The following is a 16,675-nucleotide window of genomic DNA, read 5'->3' as shown; positions in this document are numbered from 1 at the left end:
TCAGTCCTGTCCGCTGGTCTTGAAGCCCGCGGCGCGCAGCGCGGCCACGGCGTTCAGGCTGTCGGCCACTTCCGGCATGCGCACGGCAATGTCGGTCTGCGCCAGTTCGCGTGCCAGGGTCTGGGCCGCGACGGTGTCGGGGGACCGGCCGTCGAAATACTTGGCGAGCGTGACGCCGACGTTGTCGAGTTCGCTCTTCCAGACGGCGGGCTGGCGCATCAGCATGGCCAGTTGCGCCGTCAGCAGGCGTTGGCGCAGCGTGCCGCGCACCTGGTCGGCCTGGTCGGGCGACAGCAGCAAGGCAGCCGGCTCGTCCACGCGCTGGATCGTGATCAGGCCGCCCAGTTCATGCGCCAGCGCGGAGCCGGCGCGGCCGGGCCAGGAGGCCATCTCGGCGCGCCAGCGCTGCCACCAGGGCGCGTCGGCCGGCAAGCCCGCCAGCGGATCGACCGCGGGGGCAGGTGCGGCCGCCGGCGCGGCTTCGCCGGCAGGCGCCACACCCGGGGCGGCGGCGTCCGGCACCAGCAGCGGCGCCTTGCCGATCAGCGCCACGAGGCGGTCGATGCGGGCCGACTGGGCAGGGATATCCACGGTGGACACGGCGCGCAAGCGGTCCAGGTCGCCGTTGATGGCTTGCTGCAGGCTGGAGAAGCGCGGGCGGTCGGCGCGCGCCAGGCGCGATTGCGCCGTTTCCAGCGCCACGATCGCGTTGGAGACATTGCCGGCCAGGCGCAGTTGCTGGTTGGCGATGGTCAACAGGCGCTCGACGTCGTTGGCAAGCAGTTCGTCGCTGGCGCTGTCGTTGAAGTTCTGCCAAGCCAGCTGCAAGGCGTTGTACTGGCTTTGGGTTTCGCGCACGGTGTCTTCAAGTTCGCCGACGCGGCCGGCCTGGGCTTGGGCCAGGGCCAGGGCCTCGCGGGTGTCCTTGCGGGCTTGCGCCAGATCGGTGGTCAGCGTTTCGAGGCGCGTGGCGACCTCGCGGCCGGCGGACACGAACTGGGTGCGCTGCATCCAGAGGGCGTAACCCAGGCCGGCGGCCAACAGGATCAGGATGATGAGGGCGGGGACCAGCGGGCCACTGCGGCGCTTGGCCGGGCGGGCCTTGACGGAATCGGCCGGGGCCGACGCGGGCGCGCTTGCACCCGGGGCGGCCGTCGGAACGACCGGATCGGTAGCGGGAGTCTTGTCTGTCATGACGCGATTGTATTCGGTGTCAGTCCGATGCAACGAATCAAGCAGCAACAAAAGCCTGGAATATCGACTCGTCGTTGGGCAAGCAGATTTTTACCATCGGCCGCGCCCCGCCTTCATGACAGGGCTGTGGCAGCCGGCGCTCCAGGGAGGGATGCGTCAGCACAAAGCTGCACCGCGCCCACCAGTCCGCCAGGCCAGCCGCCTCCAGGCCTGCCCGCAACGCATCCGCGCCCTCGCCGCTGGTGATCAGCCAAGTGGCCGGAATGCCCGCGTCCGCCCAGCGCCGCAGGCTGGCGACCTGATCGGCGCCCCAGCTCGCGGGGCGCCGCAGGTAGGCAGCATGGCGCGTCACGGCCGCGCCGTGCGCCTCGAGCTTGTCACCAAGCCAGTCGCGGCCCTGCGTGCCGCGCACCAGCAGCACGCGCGCGGGCATTTGCGGCAGCCCCTGCAAAACCGCCCAGAGCGCCTCGGAATCGTGGCTGGGCGCGCTTTCAGGGGGATGCAAAACTGTTGTATTCGCGCCAAAGCAGGGGGACAGGCGCAAGGCCTGCGCACTGGCCGGCCCGACTGTGGCGGCGATGACGCCCGCCGGCCAGGGAGCCGGCCCGTCCGCCTGCGCCCATTGTTCCAGGTACAGCCTGGCCGCATTGCCGCTGACGAACACGACCATGTCGTAGTCGGACGGACGCGGCGGCCCGCCGACCGCGGCCGGCAAAACCTGGATTTCCAGGGCAGGAAGAATGCAGGGCGTCCAGCCGGCGCTCTGCAGGCGGCCTGCCAGGGCCTCGTTGCGGCCGTCGGGCCGCGTCAGGATGGCGACCCGCGGCGGTTCGGCGGCTGCGGACGCCATGACCATCAGTCGGCCCTGGGCGGGTCTTGCAGCAGTTCGCGCAGGATGTCCTGGGCGCCTGCGTCCAGCAGCGCCTGCGCCGCGGCCTCGCCGATGGCCTGGGCCTCGGCCACCGGACCGCTGCGGGCCGTATGGACCATGCGCACGCCGTCGGGCGACGCCACCAAGGCGCGCAACGACAAGGTGCCGCCGGCAATTTCCGCGTACGCCGCCAGGGGCACCTGGCAGGATCCGCCCAGCTTGCGGGACACGGCGCGCTCGGCCACCACACAGGACGTGGTGTCGGCGCTGACCAAGGGGGCCAGCCAGGCGCGCATGTCGTCGCGGTCGTCGCGGATCTCGATGCCCAAGGCACCCTGCCCGGCCGCCGGCAGGCTGTCTTCCGGTTCGAGCAGGCTGCGGATGCGCAAGCCCAGGCCCAGCCGCTCCAGGCCGGCAGCGGCCAGCACGATGGCGTCGTATTCGCCCTTGTCCAGCTTGCCCAGGCGCGTATCGAGATTGCCGCGCAGCGGCTTCACGACCAGCTCGGGATAGCGCGCACGGATCTGGGATTCGCGGCGCAGGCTGGACGTGCCGACGACGGCGCCCGCGGGCAGGTCGGCCAGCGAGCCATGGGTATTGGAGACGAAGGCATCGCGCGGATCCGCGCGATCGAGGACAGCGCAAAGCTCGAACGGCGCCTGCAGATCGACCGGCACGTCCTTCAAGGAGTGCACGGCCAGATCGGCGCGGCCGTCGAGCAGCGCGTTTTCGAGTTCCTTGACGAAGAGACCCTTGCCGCCCACCTTGGAGAGCGTGCGGTCGAGGATCTGATCGCCTCGGGTCGTCAGGGTGAGTAGCTCAACCGCGCACGCCGGGTACAGCGTGCGCAGCCGGTCGCGCACATGCTCGGCTTGCCACAGGGCAAGCCGGCTGGCGCGGGTCGCGATGACCAGGCGTTGCGGTAGAGACACGAGACGGCATCAAACGAAATTGGAGACGATGACCGTCGCGACCACCCCGAGGATGGCCAGCACGAAAAGGCCCTGAAGGAGGCTCAGGCCCGATTCGGATTGCTGGGGATCGGTGGATCTACGCAGACTCATGTGCTGATTCCTTGGAAGCGGTTTTGCGGCTTGCCAGCCACCGTCCAAGGACAACAACGAGCAAGGCGCCAATGATTTCTGCGCCGATTTTAACCGCAGTGGGCTGCACGCCGAATTGACGCTCGACAACCACGTCGGTGATCAACATGCCGCCGGCGATCCAGCCCAGCAAGGCCGCGCCGAAGGTGACGACCAGCGGATAGCGGTCGATGAGCTTGAGCACCAGGGTGCTGCCCCAGATGATGATGGGCACGCTGACGATCAGGCCGAACGCGACCAGGCCGATCTGGTGGTCGGCGTGGGCGTTCTGGGCCGCGCCGGCAATGGCGATCACGTTGTCCAGGCTCATCACGAAGTCGGCGATGATGATGGTCTTGATCGCGGCGGCGATGGATGTGCCGCCCTTGATGTTGCCATGGGCATCGTCCTCGGGAATCAGCAGCTTGACGCCGATCCAGACCAGCAGCAGGCCGCCCACGACCTTCAGGAAGGGGATCGACAACAGCGTCAGGGCGAAGGCGATCAGGACCACGCGCAGGATGATGGCGCCCGCGGTACCCCACAGAATACCTTGCATGCGCTGCTTGGGCGCCAGATTGCGGCAGGCCAGCGCGATCACGACGGCGTTGTCGCCGCCGAGCAGGATGTCGATGAGGATGATCTGGAATACCGCTGTCCAACTCAGCGTCTGGAAAAACTCAAGCACTATGAACCCCCGAAGGCATTTATGAAAAGAGTGGCCGGTCCCGGTCCGGCAAAGCCCGCCGCGCGCGACGCGGCGGGCTTATTCAGTACAACGTATTAGTATAATTCAGCTTTCAGTCAGCTTTCTGGCGCATCAGCAAAACTTTGCCGATAGCCAGCACCAGCACCGCGCCCAACGCGCCTGTCATCAGCGCAAAACTGTGCTGCGTCACGCCCAGGGCAGCGTCGATGCGCGCCACCGGTTCCTGCAAGGCCGGATCGCCCACCAGCAGTTCGCCCGCGATGAAACCCAGCAGCGCCGCCCCCACCCAGACGATGACCGGGAAGCGCTCGATGACCTTCAGGAGCAGCGTACTGCCAAAGATGACCAGCGGAATACTGATGGCCAGACCCAACACCAGCAAGGTCGTGTCGCCCATGGCGGCGGCGGCAACGGCCACCACATTGTCCAGGCTCATGACCAGGTCGGCAATCATGATAGTGCGGATTGCGGTCAGCAGATTGCCTTGCGTCTTGCCGGCTCCGTCTTCCTCGCCCTCGGGCAACAGCAGCGTCACGCCGATATAGACCAGGAGCAGCGCGCCGATGAGCTTGAGCCAGGGCAGCAGGAGCAGCTTGGCCGCTACCAGCGTCAGCACGATACGCATGATGATCGCCGCGGCGGAGCCGACCACGATCGCTTTTTTCTGTTGGGCCGGAGGCAGCGAACGCGCCGCCAGCGCAATAACCACGGCGTTGTCGCCCGATAGCAGAATGTTGACCCAAATGATCTGGAGCAATGCTATCCAGAATGCCGCTGAACTGAGTTCCATGCCTCTCTTTCCTAGGTGTGATCCCCCTAGGACAAACCAAATGAATGGGTGAAATAAGACGAAAAAAAACGTACTGGCCGTCTTGGTGCGAGCCCGACGGCATTCTTGCTGGGTACGTGCAGAATTTCTTTCATTATAGTTTCGTTCAGCTTTCCGTATGTTTGCCAGGCCGCGACGTGGACGCGGGATTTCCCTAGGATTACGGAAAAAAAGACGAAAAAAAGCCCGCCGGAGCGGGCTTCGATTGGCGGATGCCAGTTGCCGGGAGCCAGGGGTTTGACGCCGGAAGCGGGACTTCCGCCAGCAGGCCGCGGGCGCCGGACGCAAGCAGCGTCCGGACGCGCGGCCAGGCGCTTTTTACAGCACCGACTTGAGCAGCTTGCCCATTTCGGACGGGTTGCGCGTGGTGCGGATGCCGCAGGCTTCCATGACTTCCAGCTTGGCGTCGGCAGTGTCGGCGCCGCCGGAGATCAGCGCGCCGGCGTGGCCCATGCGCTTTCCGGGAGGAGCGGTGACACCAGCGATGAAGCCGACGACCGGCTTCTTCATGTTGTCCTTGGCCCACTCGGCAGCGTTGACTTCGTCGGGTCCGCCGATTTCGCCGATCATGATGACGGCGTCGGTGTCGGGATCGTCATTGAACATCTTCAGCACGTCGACGTGCTTCAGGCCGTTGATGGGGTCGCCACCGATGCCGACGGCGCTGGATTGACCCAGGCCCAGCTCGGTGACTTGCGCCACGGCTTCGTACGTCAGGGTGCCCGAACGGCTGACGATGCCGATGCGGCCCTTGCGGTGGATGTGACCGGGCATGATGCCGATCTTGATTTCGTCGGGGGTGATCAGACCCGGGCAGTTCGGGCCCAGCAGCAGGGTCTTGCTGCCCTTGGCCTTCATGCGGTTCTTGACTTCCAGCATGTCACGGACCGGGATGCCTTCGGTGATGCAGATCACCAGATCCAGTTCGGCCTCGACGGCTTCCCAGATGGCGGCAGCGGCGCCCGCGGGCGGCACGTAAATGACGGACACGGTGGCGCCGGTGTCAGCCTTGGCGTCCTTCACCGAAGCGAAGATCGGCACGCCTTCGAAGTCTTCACCCGCCTTCTTGGGGTTCACGCCGGCCACGAAAGCGGCCTTGCCATTGGCGTACTCACGGCACATGCGGGTGTGGAACTGGCCCGTCTTGCCCGTGATGCCCTGGGTGATGACCTTGGTGTCCTTGTTGATCAGAATCGACATTTGTGAATCCTTGGATTTTTCTTTACTTGACGGCGGCTACGACGCGGGTGGCGGCTTCGGCCATCGTGTCGGCGCTGATGATCGGCAGACCGGAGTCAGCCAGCATCTTCTTGCCGAGTTCTTCGTTGGTGCCCTTCATGCGGACGACCAGCGGCACGTTCAGGTTGACGGCCTTGCAAGCAGCGATCACGCCTTCGGCGATGACGTCGCAGCGCATGATGCCGCCGAAGATGTTGACCAGGATGGCCTTCACGCCCTTGTTCTTGAGCATGATCTTGAAGGCTTCCGTGACCTTCTCGGCCGTGGCGCCGCCGCCGACGTCCAGGAAGTTGGCCGGCTCGCCGCCGAACAGCTTGATGGTGTCCATGGTGGCCATGGCCAGGCCGGCGCCGTTCACCAGGCAGCCGATGTTGCCGTCGAGCTGGATGTAGGCCAGGTCGAACTTGCTGGCTTCGATTTCAGCCGGATCTTCTTCGTCCAGGTCGCGGTAGGCGACGATTTCCGGGTGACGGAACAGGGCGTTGGAGTCGAAGTTGAACTTGGCGTCCAGGGCGATGATGTTGCCCTTGCTGTCGCGGTTCAGCGGATTGATTTCGACCAGGGAGGCGTCGGTGTCCATGTAGCACTTGTAGAGCTTCTGGAACACGTCCACGGCCTGGGCGGTGGAGTCAGCGGGCAGGCCGATCGCGTTGGCGATCTTGGTGGCTTGCTCGGCCGACAGGCCGGTCAGCGGGTCGATGTATTCGGTGATGATCTTCTCGGGAGTGGAGTGGGCCACTTCCTCGATGTCCATGCCGCCTTCGCTGGAGGCGATGAAGGCAACCTTCTGGGTGGCGCGGTCGGTGACCAGCGACACGTAGTATTCCTTCTGGATGTCGGCGCCGTCTTCGATGTACAGGCGGCGGACCTTCTGGCCTTCCGGGCCGGTCTGGTGCGTGATCAGCTGCATGCCCAGGATTTCCGAGGCCAGCTTGCGGACGTCGTCCAGCGAGCGCGCCAGCTTCACGCCGCCGCCCTTGCCGCGGCCGCCCGCGTGAATTTGTGCCTTGACGACCCAAACCGGTCCACCCAGCTTTTCAGCGGCAGCCACGGCCTCGTCGACGGAAAGAGCGGGAATCCCGCGCGGCACGGGGACGCCAAATTGCTTCAGCAGTTCCTTGCCTTGATACTCGTGGATTTTCATGTGTTACCTGTCAGGACGTATGAGAAAAAGAAGGTGAATCGGAGGACGAATCGGCCGATGCCTCAGCGCTACCCCCGGTGTACCACTTGGGATAGTGCTCAGCCACCACCGGGCCGCTGGTGCTTAGCGCGTGGCAGCCGTCCAGTTGGAATGGACGCCGGTTCGGGTTGTTTTCCTGCCGCCGGCGGTTGGCCATGGTCTGCACCGCCGCGGTGGGTAGCACCTGCGACAGTTCGGTCATGTGCGTACAGCCCTCCACGTGCCCGAACCGCTCCTTGACCTGCCGGCGGAACCCCTTGAGCAGGTTCATTCCGATCAGATCAGTGTAAGCCGGTTCGATGGCCATGCAATGCTCGCCGTAGGGAGCGGCGTCATAGACGGCCTGCGCCGCCACGATCGAGAAGTTCTCGTCGATGGTGATGCGCAGATGCATGTGGTGGATGGGTTGTCCGGCCTTGAACATCTCGCCGTCGCGCTTGGGGAAATCGTACGCCTTGACGTCGATCAGCTCGGCTTCCAGGTCCCAGTGCCCGTCTTCGCGCGCATACGACTGCACGCGTATGGAACGCGTGTGCAATGGTTGGCGAGGATAGTCCGGCGGTGGCAAGGGCATGCTGGGGGCCTGCGGGGCGAGATGCCTGCGCATGGTGCGCGGCAACAAAACCTTCAAAGTATAGCGCAGGCGGCCTGCGATCAAGCCCCCTGACTGGCGCCTGACGCGCCGCCGCAGAGTGCGGCTGCCGCCCATAGGCCCTGGTGCCGGAGCTGGCAGGTGATGCGGGCAGCGGCCAGGTGCCGCTCGCGCTCGGGGGAGTATTCCTCCAGTCCCCGCCGGCAGGCTTTCAGGCGCGCCTCCAGCGCGCTCCAGGCGCGGGCGAAGGCGTCCGCCCGGGCGGCCGGCGGACTGGCGGCCAGTTCGGCGGCGGCCTGCGGGCCGCAATAGAGGCGGATCACGTCCGCATCGCCCGCCCAGGCCTGCGCGCCGGTCAGGTCCACGCCCGGCAGGCCCAGCCGGGACAGGCCGCAGAGAATATAGGGGCCATAGTAAGAGAAGGAACTGTTCCAGCGCGCGCCTGCGGGCATTTGCGGACCCTTGGACGTTTCCGTCCAGCCGGGCGCGGCTTGCGGATCGCGCCGCGCCAATTCCGTGGCCAGCCAATTCCGGGCTGCCTCCCGTTGCCTGTGGCGGGAGGCAGGCAGGTGCAGCAGCCACAATTCGACCGGGGCGCCCTCCCCGGTCAGCCTCCGGGGTCCGGTCACCGCTGCTCCCAAGGCGTGGCCGGACTGCCGATCCAGGCCTGGCCCGCCGGAATGGCCTCGCCCTTGAGCACCAGCGTCAGCGGCCCCAGGCGCGCGCCCGCTTCGACCCGGGTGTCATACAGGATGGTGCTGCGCGGCCCGACGTTGACGGCATCGCCGATGCGGACCATGCCGATCTTCATCACGCGGTCTTCGAACAGATGGGTCTGCGGCCCGGACCAGGCGTGCAGCACCGCGTCGTCGCCGATCGACACGCAGTCGTACTCGGTGATGTCGGTGGTGTCCATGAAGACGCGCTTGCCGATGCGGGCGCCCATGCAGCGCAGGGCCAGCGGCAGCCAGGGCGTGGCCCGCAGGAAGTTGAAGAAGTTGGGCACCGCTATGGATTCATACAGGCTGGTGACCGCTTCGCTCTTCCAGACGAACGGCGTCCACATGGGTTCGGCGCGCGGCTTGTAGCGGCCGATCAAGGCCCATTTCAGCGCCACCAGGAACAGGAACGCGCCGACGCCGTACAACACGCCGGCCAGCATCAGCTCGTCGAAAGCGGAGACAAAGCCTTCGCGGGCGGCCATGGGGATGACTTTCATCACGGTCAGATAGCCCACCGCGATCACCACGGCCAGCGGCAGGACCATGCGCATGCCCTCGACGCCGCCGCGCAGGATCTTGCGCCCCAGGCTGGGGCGGAAGGTCAGGTGCGCCGGAAAGCCCGCGGTCTGTTCGCGCGCCGGCAGCGCCAGCGGCGGATTGCCCAGCCAGGTCTGGCCGCTGGCCATGCGGGCATTGGCCGGCGCGCGGCTCTGCACGCCGATCAGGACGTCGTCGGGCAGTACCGAGCCGTCCGGCACATAGGCGCCGTTGCCGACGAAGCTGCGGTTGCCGATGACGGTGGGCCGCAAGGTCATCCAGCCGGCGTCGATTTCCTCGTCGCCCAGCATGACGCCGTCGGCGATGAAGCTGTCTCGGCCGAGGGTCAGCATGTCGGGCACCACGCCCATGGCGGTGGAAATTTCGGTGCCGCGCCCGACCTTCGCGCCCAGCAGGCGATACCAGTTGCCCGCGTAGATCGACGCGTACAGGCCGTGCAGCACGCTCAGGCTCGATTCCTGGATCTGGTTCGTCAACCAGCGCCGCAGGTAGATCTGGCCGTATACAGGCCAGCGGCCGCTGGCCAGACGCGGCAACAGCGTCCATCGCAGCAACGCCGATACCAGCACCGTCAGCATCAACAGCAATGCGCTGGCAGGCAAGGCCAGCAGCAGATAGCTCAGGAAGGCTTGAGGCCAGGGCACTCGCGCGCCCATCAGGTCCAGCCAGCGCGCGTCGATCCAGTCGATCAGCACAAAGCTCGGGAACACCGGCATGAAGAACAGCGCGGCGATCAGCGTACCGCCGGCCGCATAGGCCATGCAGTCGAGCCGGCTCCAGATGCCGTGGCGTTGCGGCCGCGGCGGCAATTCGGGAGCGCGGGCCTGCGGATCGTGGCGCGCTGGCGCCCCGCTCCAGATCTGGCCCGCAGGCACGCGGGCGCCCTGCGCCAGCGCAGACAGTCCGTCCAGCCGTGCGCCCTCGCCCATCCCCACGTCGCCTTGCAGCACCGAATAGGAACCGATGTAGGTGTTGTCCGCCAACGTGATCGGCGCCACCGTCCACTCGCCGCCGCGCACCGAGAAATTCTCCAGGTTGACCGCCGCGCCGATGCTCACGCCGCTGCCCACCGACAGCAGATCGGGCGCACGCACGGACACCCGGCTGATGGCAGCGTCGCGACCGATGCGCGCGCCCAGCGCCCGCAGGTACCAGACCTGCAACGGGGATCCCGCAAGCAGATGCGCGGGCGGAATGTCCATCACCCGGTCCACCAGCCACCAGCGGTAGAACAGCCAGCCGTACATCGGATAGCTGCCGGGCTTGAGCCGGCCAAGAATGCCCCACTTGCAGGCCACGGCCACGCCGAAGCTCAACAGATTGCAGGCCAGATAGCTGGCGATGGACAGGACCACCGCACGCCAGACGGAGTCGCCTTCGTCGCCCGTCCAATAGTGATACGTGAAGAACGGCGTCAGCCAGATCAGCATGCGTACGCCGATCAGCAGCGGCAAGGCCGCCAACTGCGCCAGGCCGCAGGTCCAGCGGCGCCACTCGGGCGCGGGCGCGGGATCGGCGCCAATGCCGGCGACGCCCGCCGCTCGGGCCGCGTCGCCTTCGGCCGAAGCCAGCGCGTCCAGCCGGGCCGCAAGCGTCGCCAGCACAGGATGCTGGTAAAGCTCGTGCATGGTCAGCGCGGAAAAATGCGGATGCTTGCGCAGCGACGACACCAGGCGCGCGGCCAGCAGCGAATGGCCGCCCAGGTCGCGGAAGAAGTCGCTGGCCAGCCGCAGCGGCTGTCCCGGGAACAGCGGACGCAAGGCGTCGAACAAGGCCCGCTCGCCCGGCGTGACGGGTTCGTCGTCTTCGCCGCCGGGCTCGGACACGGCCACCAGTTCGCGCGCCTTCAGCGCCTTGCGGTCGATCTTGCCCGAGGTCAAACGGGGAACATCGGCCACCAGTTCGAAGCGCGCCGGAATCATGTAGGCGGGCAGGTCCGCGCCCAGCGCGGCGCGCATCCCATGCGGGTCCAGCCGCGCCTCGCCCTCGGGCTTGAGGAAAGCCACCAGCTGCTCGATGCCCGCGAGATCGCGCAGCACCACGGCGGCCGCGCCCACGCCCGGCAGGCGGTAAAGCGCGGCCTCGATTTCCCCGAGTTCGACCCGGAACCCCCGCACCTTGACCTGGTCGTCGCTGCGGCCCAGGCAGTGGATCTGCCCGTGCTCGTCGATGCGCGCCAGGTCGCCGCTGCGGTACATGCGCGTGTCGTGATCGCCGGCCGGACGCGGATTGGCCAGGAATTTCTCGGCCGTCAGCTCGGGCCTGCCCAGATAGCCGCCAGCCACGCCGGGGCCTGTGATGCACAGCTCGCCCACCTGCCCTTGCGGCAGCACCGCGCCATCCTCGCCGCGCACCAGCATGCCGTAGTTGGGCAGCGGCGTGCCTATGGTCACGGGCTGGCCGGGCAGCAGTTCGGCCAGGCTGGCGGACACCGTGGTCTCGGTGGGGCCGTAGGTATTGAACAGGCGCCGGCCGGGCGTGGCCCAGCGCGGCACCAGGAAGTCCGGACAGACCTCGCCGCCCAGGTTGACGATGCGCAATCCGGGCACGTCGCGCGCGAACAGCGCCAGCAAGGTCGGCACGGCGTGCAACACGGTAATGCCTTCCCGCACCAGCGCGTCCGGCAGGCCTTCGGGGTCCGTGGTCAGCATCTTGGGCGCCACCCACAGGGACGCGCCGACCAGATAGCTGATCCAGATCTCTTCGAACGACATGTCGAAGGCTACCGAGAAGCCCTGGTAGACCTTGTCTTCGTGGCGCACGCCCAGCACCGCGTTTTCGCTGCGCAGGAAGTGGCAGATGCTGGCATGGCTGACAGGCACGCCCTTGGGCTTGCCGGTGGAGCCCGAGGTGTAGATGACGTAGGCGGGATGCTCGGGCAGCAGCCCTTCCCGCCTGCGCAAAGCGCCTTCGACCGGCTCCGACAAGGCCCAGGTGGTCCAGGTGGCCATGCCGTCCAGCCGGACCTCGGCGCCCGCGATCAGCCCGCGAGCGCCCGCGTCCTGCAGGCAGACCAGCATGCGGTCCACCGGCGTGTCGGACTCGAACGGCAGCCAGGCCGCGCCCGCCTTCGCGATGGCCGCCTGCATCACCAGCAGGTCGGCGCCGCGCGGCAGGCACAGGCCCACGATATCGCCAGGCCGCACGCCGGCCTGCATCAGATGATGCGCGGCCAGATCGGCGCGCTGGCCGAGCATGTCGTAGGTGAGAGTGTGATCCAGCCAATGAATGGCGACGGCGGCGGGATGCCGGCGGATCGTGGCTTCCAGAATGTCGGGCAGCGTCTCTGCGAGCAGCAGGTCGGGCCGACAGGGGCCTTGGAGAATCATAGGAACGACAAGGATCCAGCAATGGGATTTTTGCGTATTGACCCCCGCCGCGGAATTTCGTTCAAGCAAGTTTGAAAAAAAACATCCACGCTGCGCGCAGGCTGTGGCTTGCAGCCATCAGAAGGACCTTGCGGCTGCAAGGAAAATGCCCTGCTCCGCGCGCGACATGCACGGATCAGGGCTGGCGCCGGACCCTTGGGATCCCGGCGGCGTCAGGGCAAGCTGCTTGCTCAGGCCGCCTGGCGCAAGGCTCGGGCCGCCTGCACCATGCCAAGCAGCGCAGCTTCGGTTTCAGGCCAGGCGCGCGTCTTCAGGCCGCAGTCAGGATTGACCCACAGGCGCTCCTTGGGCAGGCGGGCCGCGGCCTTCTGCATCAGGCCGACCATCCAGTCCACTTCGGGCACGTTCGGCGAATGGATGTCGTACACGCCGGGGCCGATATCGTTCGGATAGCGGAAGTCCTCGAACGCCTTGAGCAGCTCCATGTTGGAGCGCGAGGTTTCGATCGTGATCACGTCCGCGTCCATGGCGGCGATGGACTCGATGATGTCGTTGAACTCCGAATAGCACATGTGGGTGTGGATCTGCGTTTCGTCGCGCACGCCGGCGGTCGACAGGCGGAAGCAATCCACGGCCCAGTCCAGGTAGGCCTGCCAATCGGCGCGGCGCAGCGGCAGGCCTTCGCGGATGGCGGGCTCGTCGATCTGGATGACACTGATGCCGGCGGCTTCCAGGTCCACCACCTCGTCGCGCAGCGCCAGCGCCAATTGGCGGCAGGTCTGCTCGCGCGGCTGGTCGTCGCGCACGAACGACCATTGCAGGATGGTGACCGGCCCGGTCAGCATGCCCTTGACCGGCTTGTCGGTCAGCGACTGCGCGTACGACGACCAGCCCACCGTCATCGGCGCCGGGCGCGCAACGTCGCCAAAAATGACGGGCGGCTTGACGCAGCGCGAGCCATAGCTCTGAACCCAGCCGTTCTTGGTGAAGGCGAAGCCGGCCAGCAGCTCGCCGAAGTACTCCACCATGTCGTTGCGCTCAGGTTCGCCGTGCACCAGCACGTCCAGGCCTACCTTTTCCTGGAAGCGGATGACTTCCTCGATCTCCTTGCGGATGGCGGTCTCGTAGCCCGAGTCCGTCAACGCGCCCGACTTCCAGTCGCGGCGCAAGGCGCGGATTTCCGCGGTCTGCGGGAAGGAGCCGATGGTCGTCGTCGGGTAGGCGGGCAAGCCCAGCTGTTCCTGCTGGCGGGCGATGCGGCCGGCAAACGGCGCGCGATCGCGCGACACGGCCGCAGCGCCGGCCATGCGCTGGGCGACGGCCGGATTGTGGATGCGGGTCGAAGCACGGCGGGCGGCGAGCGCGGCGCGCTGCCTGGCCAGGCCTTCCTGCGTGGCCGCTTGCGTGGCGCCGTCCAGGGCGCGGCCCAGCAGGCTCAGTTCTTCGAGCTTCTGCGCGGCAAACGACAACCAGCTCTTGAGTTCCGCGTCCAGCTCGGTTTCATGCGCCAGGTCCACCGGCACGTGCAGCAGCGAGCACGACGGCGCCAGCCACAGGCGGTCGCCCAATTGCTGCTTGATCGGGGTCAGCGTGGCAATGGCCGAATCCAGGTCGGTGCGCCAGATGTTGCGGCCGTTGATGATGCCGGCGGACAGCACCTGCCCGGAGCCCAGGCCCGCAACCACTTCCGCCAGTTGCTCGGGTGCGCGGACCAGATCCACATGCAGGCCGGCCACGGGCAGGCCCAGGGCGGTCGGCAGGTTGTCCTTCAGGCCGTCGAAGTAGGTGGCCACCAACAGCTTGACCGGGCTGGAGGACAGCTGGTCGTAGGTCTGCTTGAACGCGCGGCGCCAGGCTTGCGGCAGATCCAGCGCCAGGATGGGTTCATCGATCTGCACCCACTGCACGCCCAGCTTGGCGAAGCGCGCCAGCACTTCCTGGTAGACCGGCAGCAGCGCGGCCAGCAGTTGCAGCTTGCCCTCATCGGCGGCGCCGGCGGGAAAGGCGTCGCCCTTGCCTTGGTACAGCCAGGTCAGCGGGCCGGGGATCACGGGCTTCACGGCGTACCCCTGGGCCTGCGCCTCCTGGACCTGTTCGAACAGCGATTCGCGGGCGATGCGGAAGGTCTGGCCCGGCGCCAGTTCCGGCACGATGTAGTGATAGTTGGTATCGAACCACTTGGTCATTTCGCAGGCGGCGGCGGGCTTGCCCGACGGCGCGCGTCCACGGCCCATGCGGAACAACGTGTCCAGCGTGACGGGTTCGTTGTCGTGCTGGCCGAAGCGGGCAGGCACGGCGCCCAGCAGCGTGCTCCATTCCAGGATCTGGTCGTACCAGGCGAAGTCGCCCACCGGCACGAACTTCAGGCCGGCGGCGGCCTGCAGCTTCCAGTGCCTGGCGCGCAGCTCGCGGCCCGTCTGTTCCAGTTCCTCGGCGGTTTGCCTGCCGGCCCAATAAGCTTCGACTGCGCGCTTCAGTTCACGCTGGGCGCCGATGCGGGGGAACCCCAAATTATGAATCGTAGTCATGGATCACCACCGTTAGACAAAATTTGTTCAAGTGACAGCCATTTTGAAGCCAAATCAAAATGAATCAAAATCAATGTCTACATTCATAAAATGAGCAAATCTCATAGAATATGAGCTTATTCCCAAATCCTGCGGTCACCCATGCTTGAAATCCGCCACCTTGAAACGCTTTCCGCCATCCGCGACGGCGGCAGCCTGCAGGAAGCCGCCGAGCGCCTGCACCTGACCCAGTCGGCCCTGTCGCATCAGTTGCGCGACCTGGAAACCCGGCTGGGCACGCCGCTGCTGAACCGCCGCACGCGGCCGGCTCGGCTGACGACGGCGGGACTGCGGGTGCTGGCGCTGGCGGATGACGTGCTGCCGCGCATCCGCGCGACGGAACGGGACCTGCAGCGGCTGGCCGCGGGCCGCACCGGCCGGCTGCATTTGGCCATCGACTGCCATTCCTGCTTCCAGTGGCTGATGCCGGCCCTGGACGCCTTCCGCGTGCAATGGCCGGACGTGGCGCTGGACCTGTCGGCGGCGTTTTCCTTCGCCCCCCTGCCCGCTCTGGTGCGCGGCGACCTGGACCTGGTCATCACGTCAGATCCCCAGCCGCTGGAGGCGGTGGAATACCTGCCGTTGTTCAAGTACGAGCTGGTGCTGGCCGTGTCGGAATCCAATCCGCTGGCAGGCAGCAAGTTCGTCATGCCGGAGCAATTGGCCGACCAGACGCTCATCACCTATCCCGTGGACAAGCAGCGCCTGGACATTTTCACGGCCTTCCTCGACCCTGCCGACGTGGAACCGGCCGTCGTCCGCCGCGCGGAACTCACTCCCATCATCGCGCAACTGGTAGCCAGCAACCGCGGCGTGGCCGCGCTACCCAACTGGGCGCTGACGGAATACATGAATCAGGGTTGGCTGCGGCTGTGCCGGCTGGGCCCGCAAGGCGTATGGCGCACGCTGTACGCGACGGTGCGTAGCGAAGACACGGACGCGTCGTACATCGATGAGTTCCTGACCATTACCCGGGATGTCTGCTTCAAGACGCTGTCGGGGATCAAGTCGGCAAAGTAAGAGGCCAGGCGCTTCGGGCGTAGCGCTCAGTCCTCGTCGCCGCCTGCACCCAGGATGCGGCGGATCACGTCATGCGCGAACCCGCGGCTGGCCAGAAAGCGGGCCTGCTTGGCATAGGCCGCGCGGTCTTCCGGCTTGGCGCTGAAGCGCTTCTTCCAGACTTCCAGCGCGCGGTCGTACTCGGTGGCCCGCAGTTGTTCGCGCAATTCGGCGACCTGGTTGTCGTCCACGCCATGTTGCCGCAATTCCTGCACGATGCGCGCCGCCCCTTGGCGCGACGCGCGGCGGTGCACCAGGCTTTGCGCAAAACGTTCGGTGGACAGCCAGCCTTCTTTTTCCAGGGCATCCAGCACGGCCTCGACTTCGCCCGGGTCCTCGGCGTAGGCGGCAAGCTTGCGCGCCAACTCTTCGCGGGCATGCTCGCGCCGCGACAGATAGCCCACGGCCCGCATCTTCAGCGATGGCCCCTTGCGGGCGGACTGGCCGTCCGCGTCCGGGCCGTCCTCGGCAGCGGCGGCGCGCCGGCCTCGGCGCACATTGCCGGCTTCCGAGCTGCGGCTCCATTGCTCTGGCGCATCGCTGGATTCCGCTTCCTGATCGCGGCGCGCATCCGAAGTGCGGCGCAAGCCCTGGGGCTTGGCCACGGTTTCGAATTCATCGTCCAGCTTGGCGCGTAGGCGCTCGGCTGAAGCGGGCGGCGATTTCCAGCTCATGCGTTTCCTGCTTGGTATGCATAACGGCAGGCCCGTCCTGGCGCCTGCCGCAACTGTTCGGGCTGCC

14 protein-coding genes are annotated in these 16,675 nt (G+C 66.7%); 1 reads left to right on the top strand and 13 read right to left on the bottom strand.

Annotated features, from left to right (window positions below; genetic code table 11):
- The 12 genes from IB258_RS23690 to metE all read right to left on the bottom strand — a co-directional run bounded on the left by IB258_RS23690 (window position 1) and on the right by metE (window position 14,836).
- Window positions 1–1,194 carry a uroporphyrinogen-III C-methyltransferase gene (locus IB258_RS23690; RefSeq protein WP_054451064.1) on the bottom strand — a complete coding sequence of 398 codons (1,194 nt, stop codon included), beginning with the start codon at window positions 1,192–1,194 and terminating at the stop codon, window positions 1–3.
- A gap of 37 nt (window positions 1,195–1,231) precedes the next feature.
- A complete protein-coding gene (locus tag IB258_RS23685) occupies window positions 1,232–2,050 on the bottom strand; it encodes a uroporphyrinogen-III synthase (RefSeq protein ID WP_192353285.1) in 819 nt (272 codons plus the stop codon).
- Window positions 2,050–2,997, bottom strand: coding sequence for a hydroxymethylbilane synthase (gene hemC, locus IB258_RS23680; protein WP_192353284.1), 948 nt, complete (start codon window positions 2,995–2,997; stop codon window positions 2,050–2,052). Before hemC ends, IB258_RS23685 begins: the two co-directional genes overlap by 1 nt.
- 9 nt (window positions 2,998–3,006) lie before the next feature.
- The gene (locus IB258_RS30520) at window positions 3,007–3,129 is read right to left on the bottom strand and encodes a hypothetical protein (RefSeq protein ID WP_042792647.1); all 123 of its coding nucleotides are present in this window, start codon (window positions 3,127–3,129) and stop codon (window positions 3,007–3,009) included.
- Window positions 3,116–3,835 carry a TerC family protein gene (locus tag IB258_RS23675; RefSeq protein WP_054451061.1) on the bottom strand — a complete coding sequence of 240 codons (720 nt, stop codon included), beginning with the start codon at window positions 3,833–3,835 and terminating at the stop codon, window positions 3,116–3,118. The genes IB258_RS30520 and IB258_RS23675 overlap by 14 nt, the downstream gene beginning before the upstream one ends.
- Window positions 3,836–3,947: 112 nt before the next feature.
- Window positions 3,948–4,646 carry a TerC family protein gene (locus IB258_RS23670; RefSeq protein WP_054451060.1) on the bottom strand — a complete coding sequence of 233 codons (699 nt, stop codon included), beginning with the start codon at window positions 4,644–4,646 and terminating at the stop codon, window positions 3,948–3,950.
- Window positions 4,647–5,003: 357 nt separating this feature from the next.
- Window positions 5,004–5,885, bottom strand: coding sequence for a succinate--CoA ligase subunit alpha (gene sucD, locus IB258_RS23665; protein ID WP_013392545.1), 882 nt, complete (start codon window positions 5,883–5,885; stop codon window positions 5,004–5,006).
- A gap of 22 nt (window positions 5,886–5,907) precedes the next feature.
- Window positions 5,908–7,068 carry an ADP-forming succinate--CoA ligase subunit beta gene (sucC, locus tag IB258_RS23660; protein ID WP_054451059.1) on the bottom strand — a complete coding sequence of 387 codons (1,161 nt, stop codon included), beginning with the start codon at window positions 7,066–7,068 and terminating at the stop codon, window positions 5,908–5,910.
- Between the two features lie 10 nt (window positions 7,069–7,078).
- Window positions 7,079–7,681: a DUF2889 domain-containing protein gene (locus IB258_RS23655; protein ID WP_054451331.1), complete on the bottom strand. Its 603-nt coding sequence runs from the start codon at window positions 7,679–7,681 to the stop codon at window positions 7,079–7,081.
- 80 nt (window positions 7,682–7,761) lie between these two features.
- Window positions 7,762–8,328 (bottom strand): 4'-phosphopantetheinyl transferase superfamily protein, encoded by a 567-nt coding sequence (locus IB258_RS23650; protein WP_119450543.1) that lies wholly within the window; start codon window positions 8,326–8,328, stop codon window positions 7,762–7,764.
- The gene (locus IB258_RS23645) at window positions 8,325–12,308 is read right to left on the bottom strand and encodes a Pls/PosA family non-ribosomal peptide synthetase (RefSeq protein ID WP_192353283.1); all 3,984 of its coding nucleotides are present in this window, start codon (window positions 12,306–12,308) and stop codon (window positions 8,325–8,327) included. The genes IB258_RS23650 and IB258_RS23645 overlap by 4 nt, the downstream gene beginning before the upstream one ends.
- A 230-nt stretch (window positions 12,309–12,538) precedes the next feature.
- Entirely contained in the window at window positions 12,539–14,836 is a 2,298-nt protein-coding gene (gene metE, locus IB258_RS23640) for a 5-methyltetrahydropteroyltriglutamate--homocysteine S-methyltransferase (RefSeq protein WP_192353282.1), read from the bottom strand.
- A gap of 141 nt (window positions 14,837–14,977) precedes the next feature.
- Here metE and IB258_RS23635 point away from each other — a divergent pair, with 141 nt between their 5' ends.
- On the top strand, window positions 14,978–15,895 hold the full coding sequence (locus tag IB258_RS23635) for a LysR family transcriptional regulator (protein WP_192353281.1): 918 nt from the start codon (window positions 14,978–14,980) through the stop codon (window positions 15,893–15,895).
- A gap of 26 nt (window positions 15,896–15,921) precedes the next feature.
- Here IB258_RS23635 and recX read toward each other — a convergent pair whose 3' ends face one another.
- Window positions 15,922–16,608: a recombination regulator RecX gene (gene recX, locus IB258_RS23630; protein WP_175162454.1), complete on the bottom strand. Its 687-nt coding sequence runs from the start codon at window positions 16,606–16,608 to the stop codon at window positions 15,922–15,924.
- Window positions 16,609–16,675 lie beyond the last annotated feature (67 nt).

The sequence above is a fragment of the Achromobacter sp. ACM02 genome (genome assembly GCF_014851605.1).
GTDB classification, from domain to species: Bacteria; Pseudomonadota; Gammaproteobacteria; order Burkholderiales; family Burkholderiaceae_B; genus Achromobacter; species Achromobacter aegrifaciens.
This window is presented reverse-complemented; position numbering and strand designations above follow the sequence as displayed.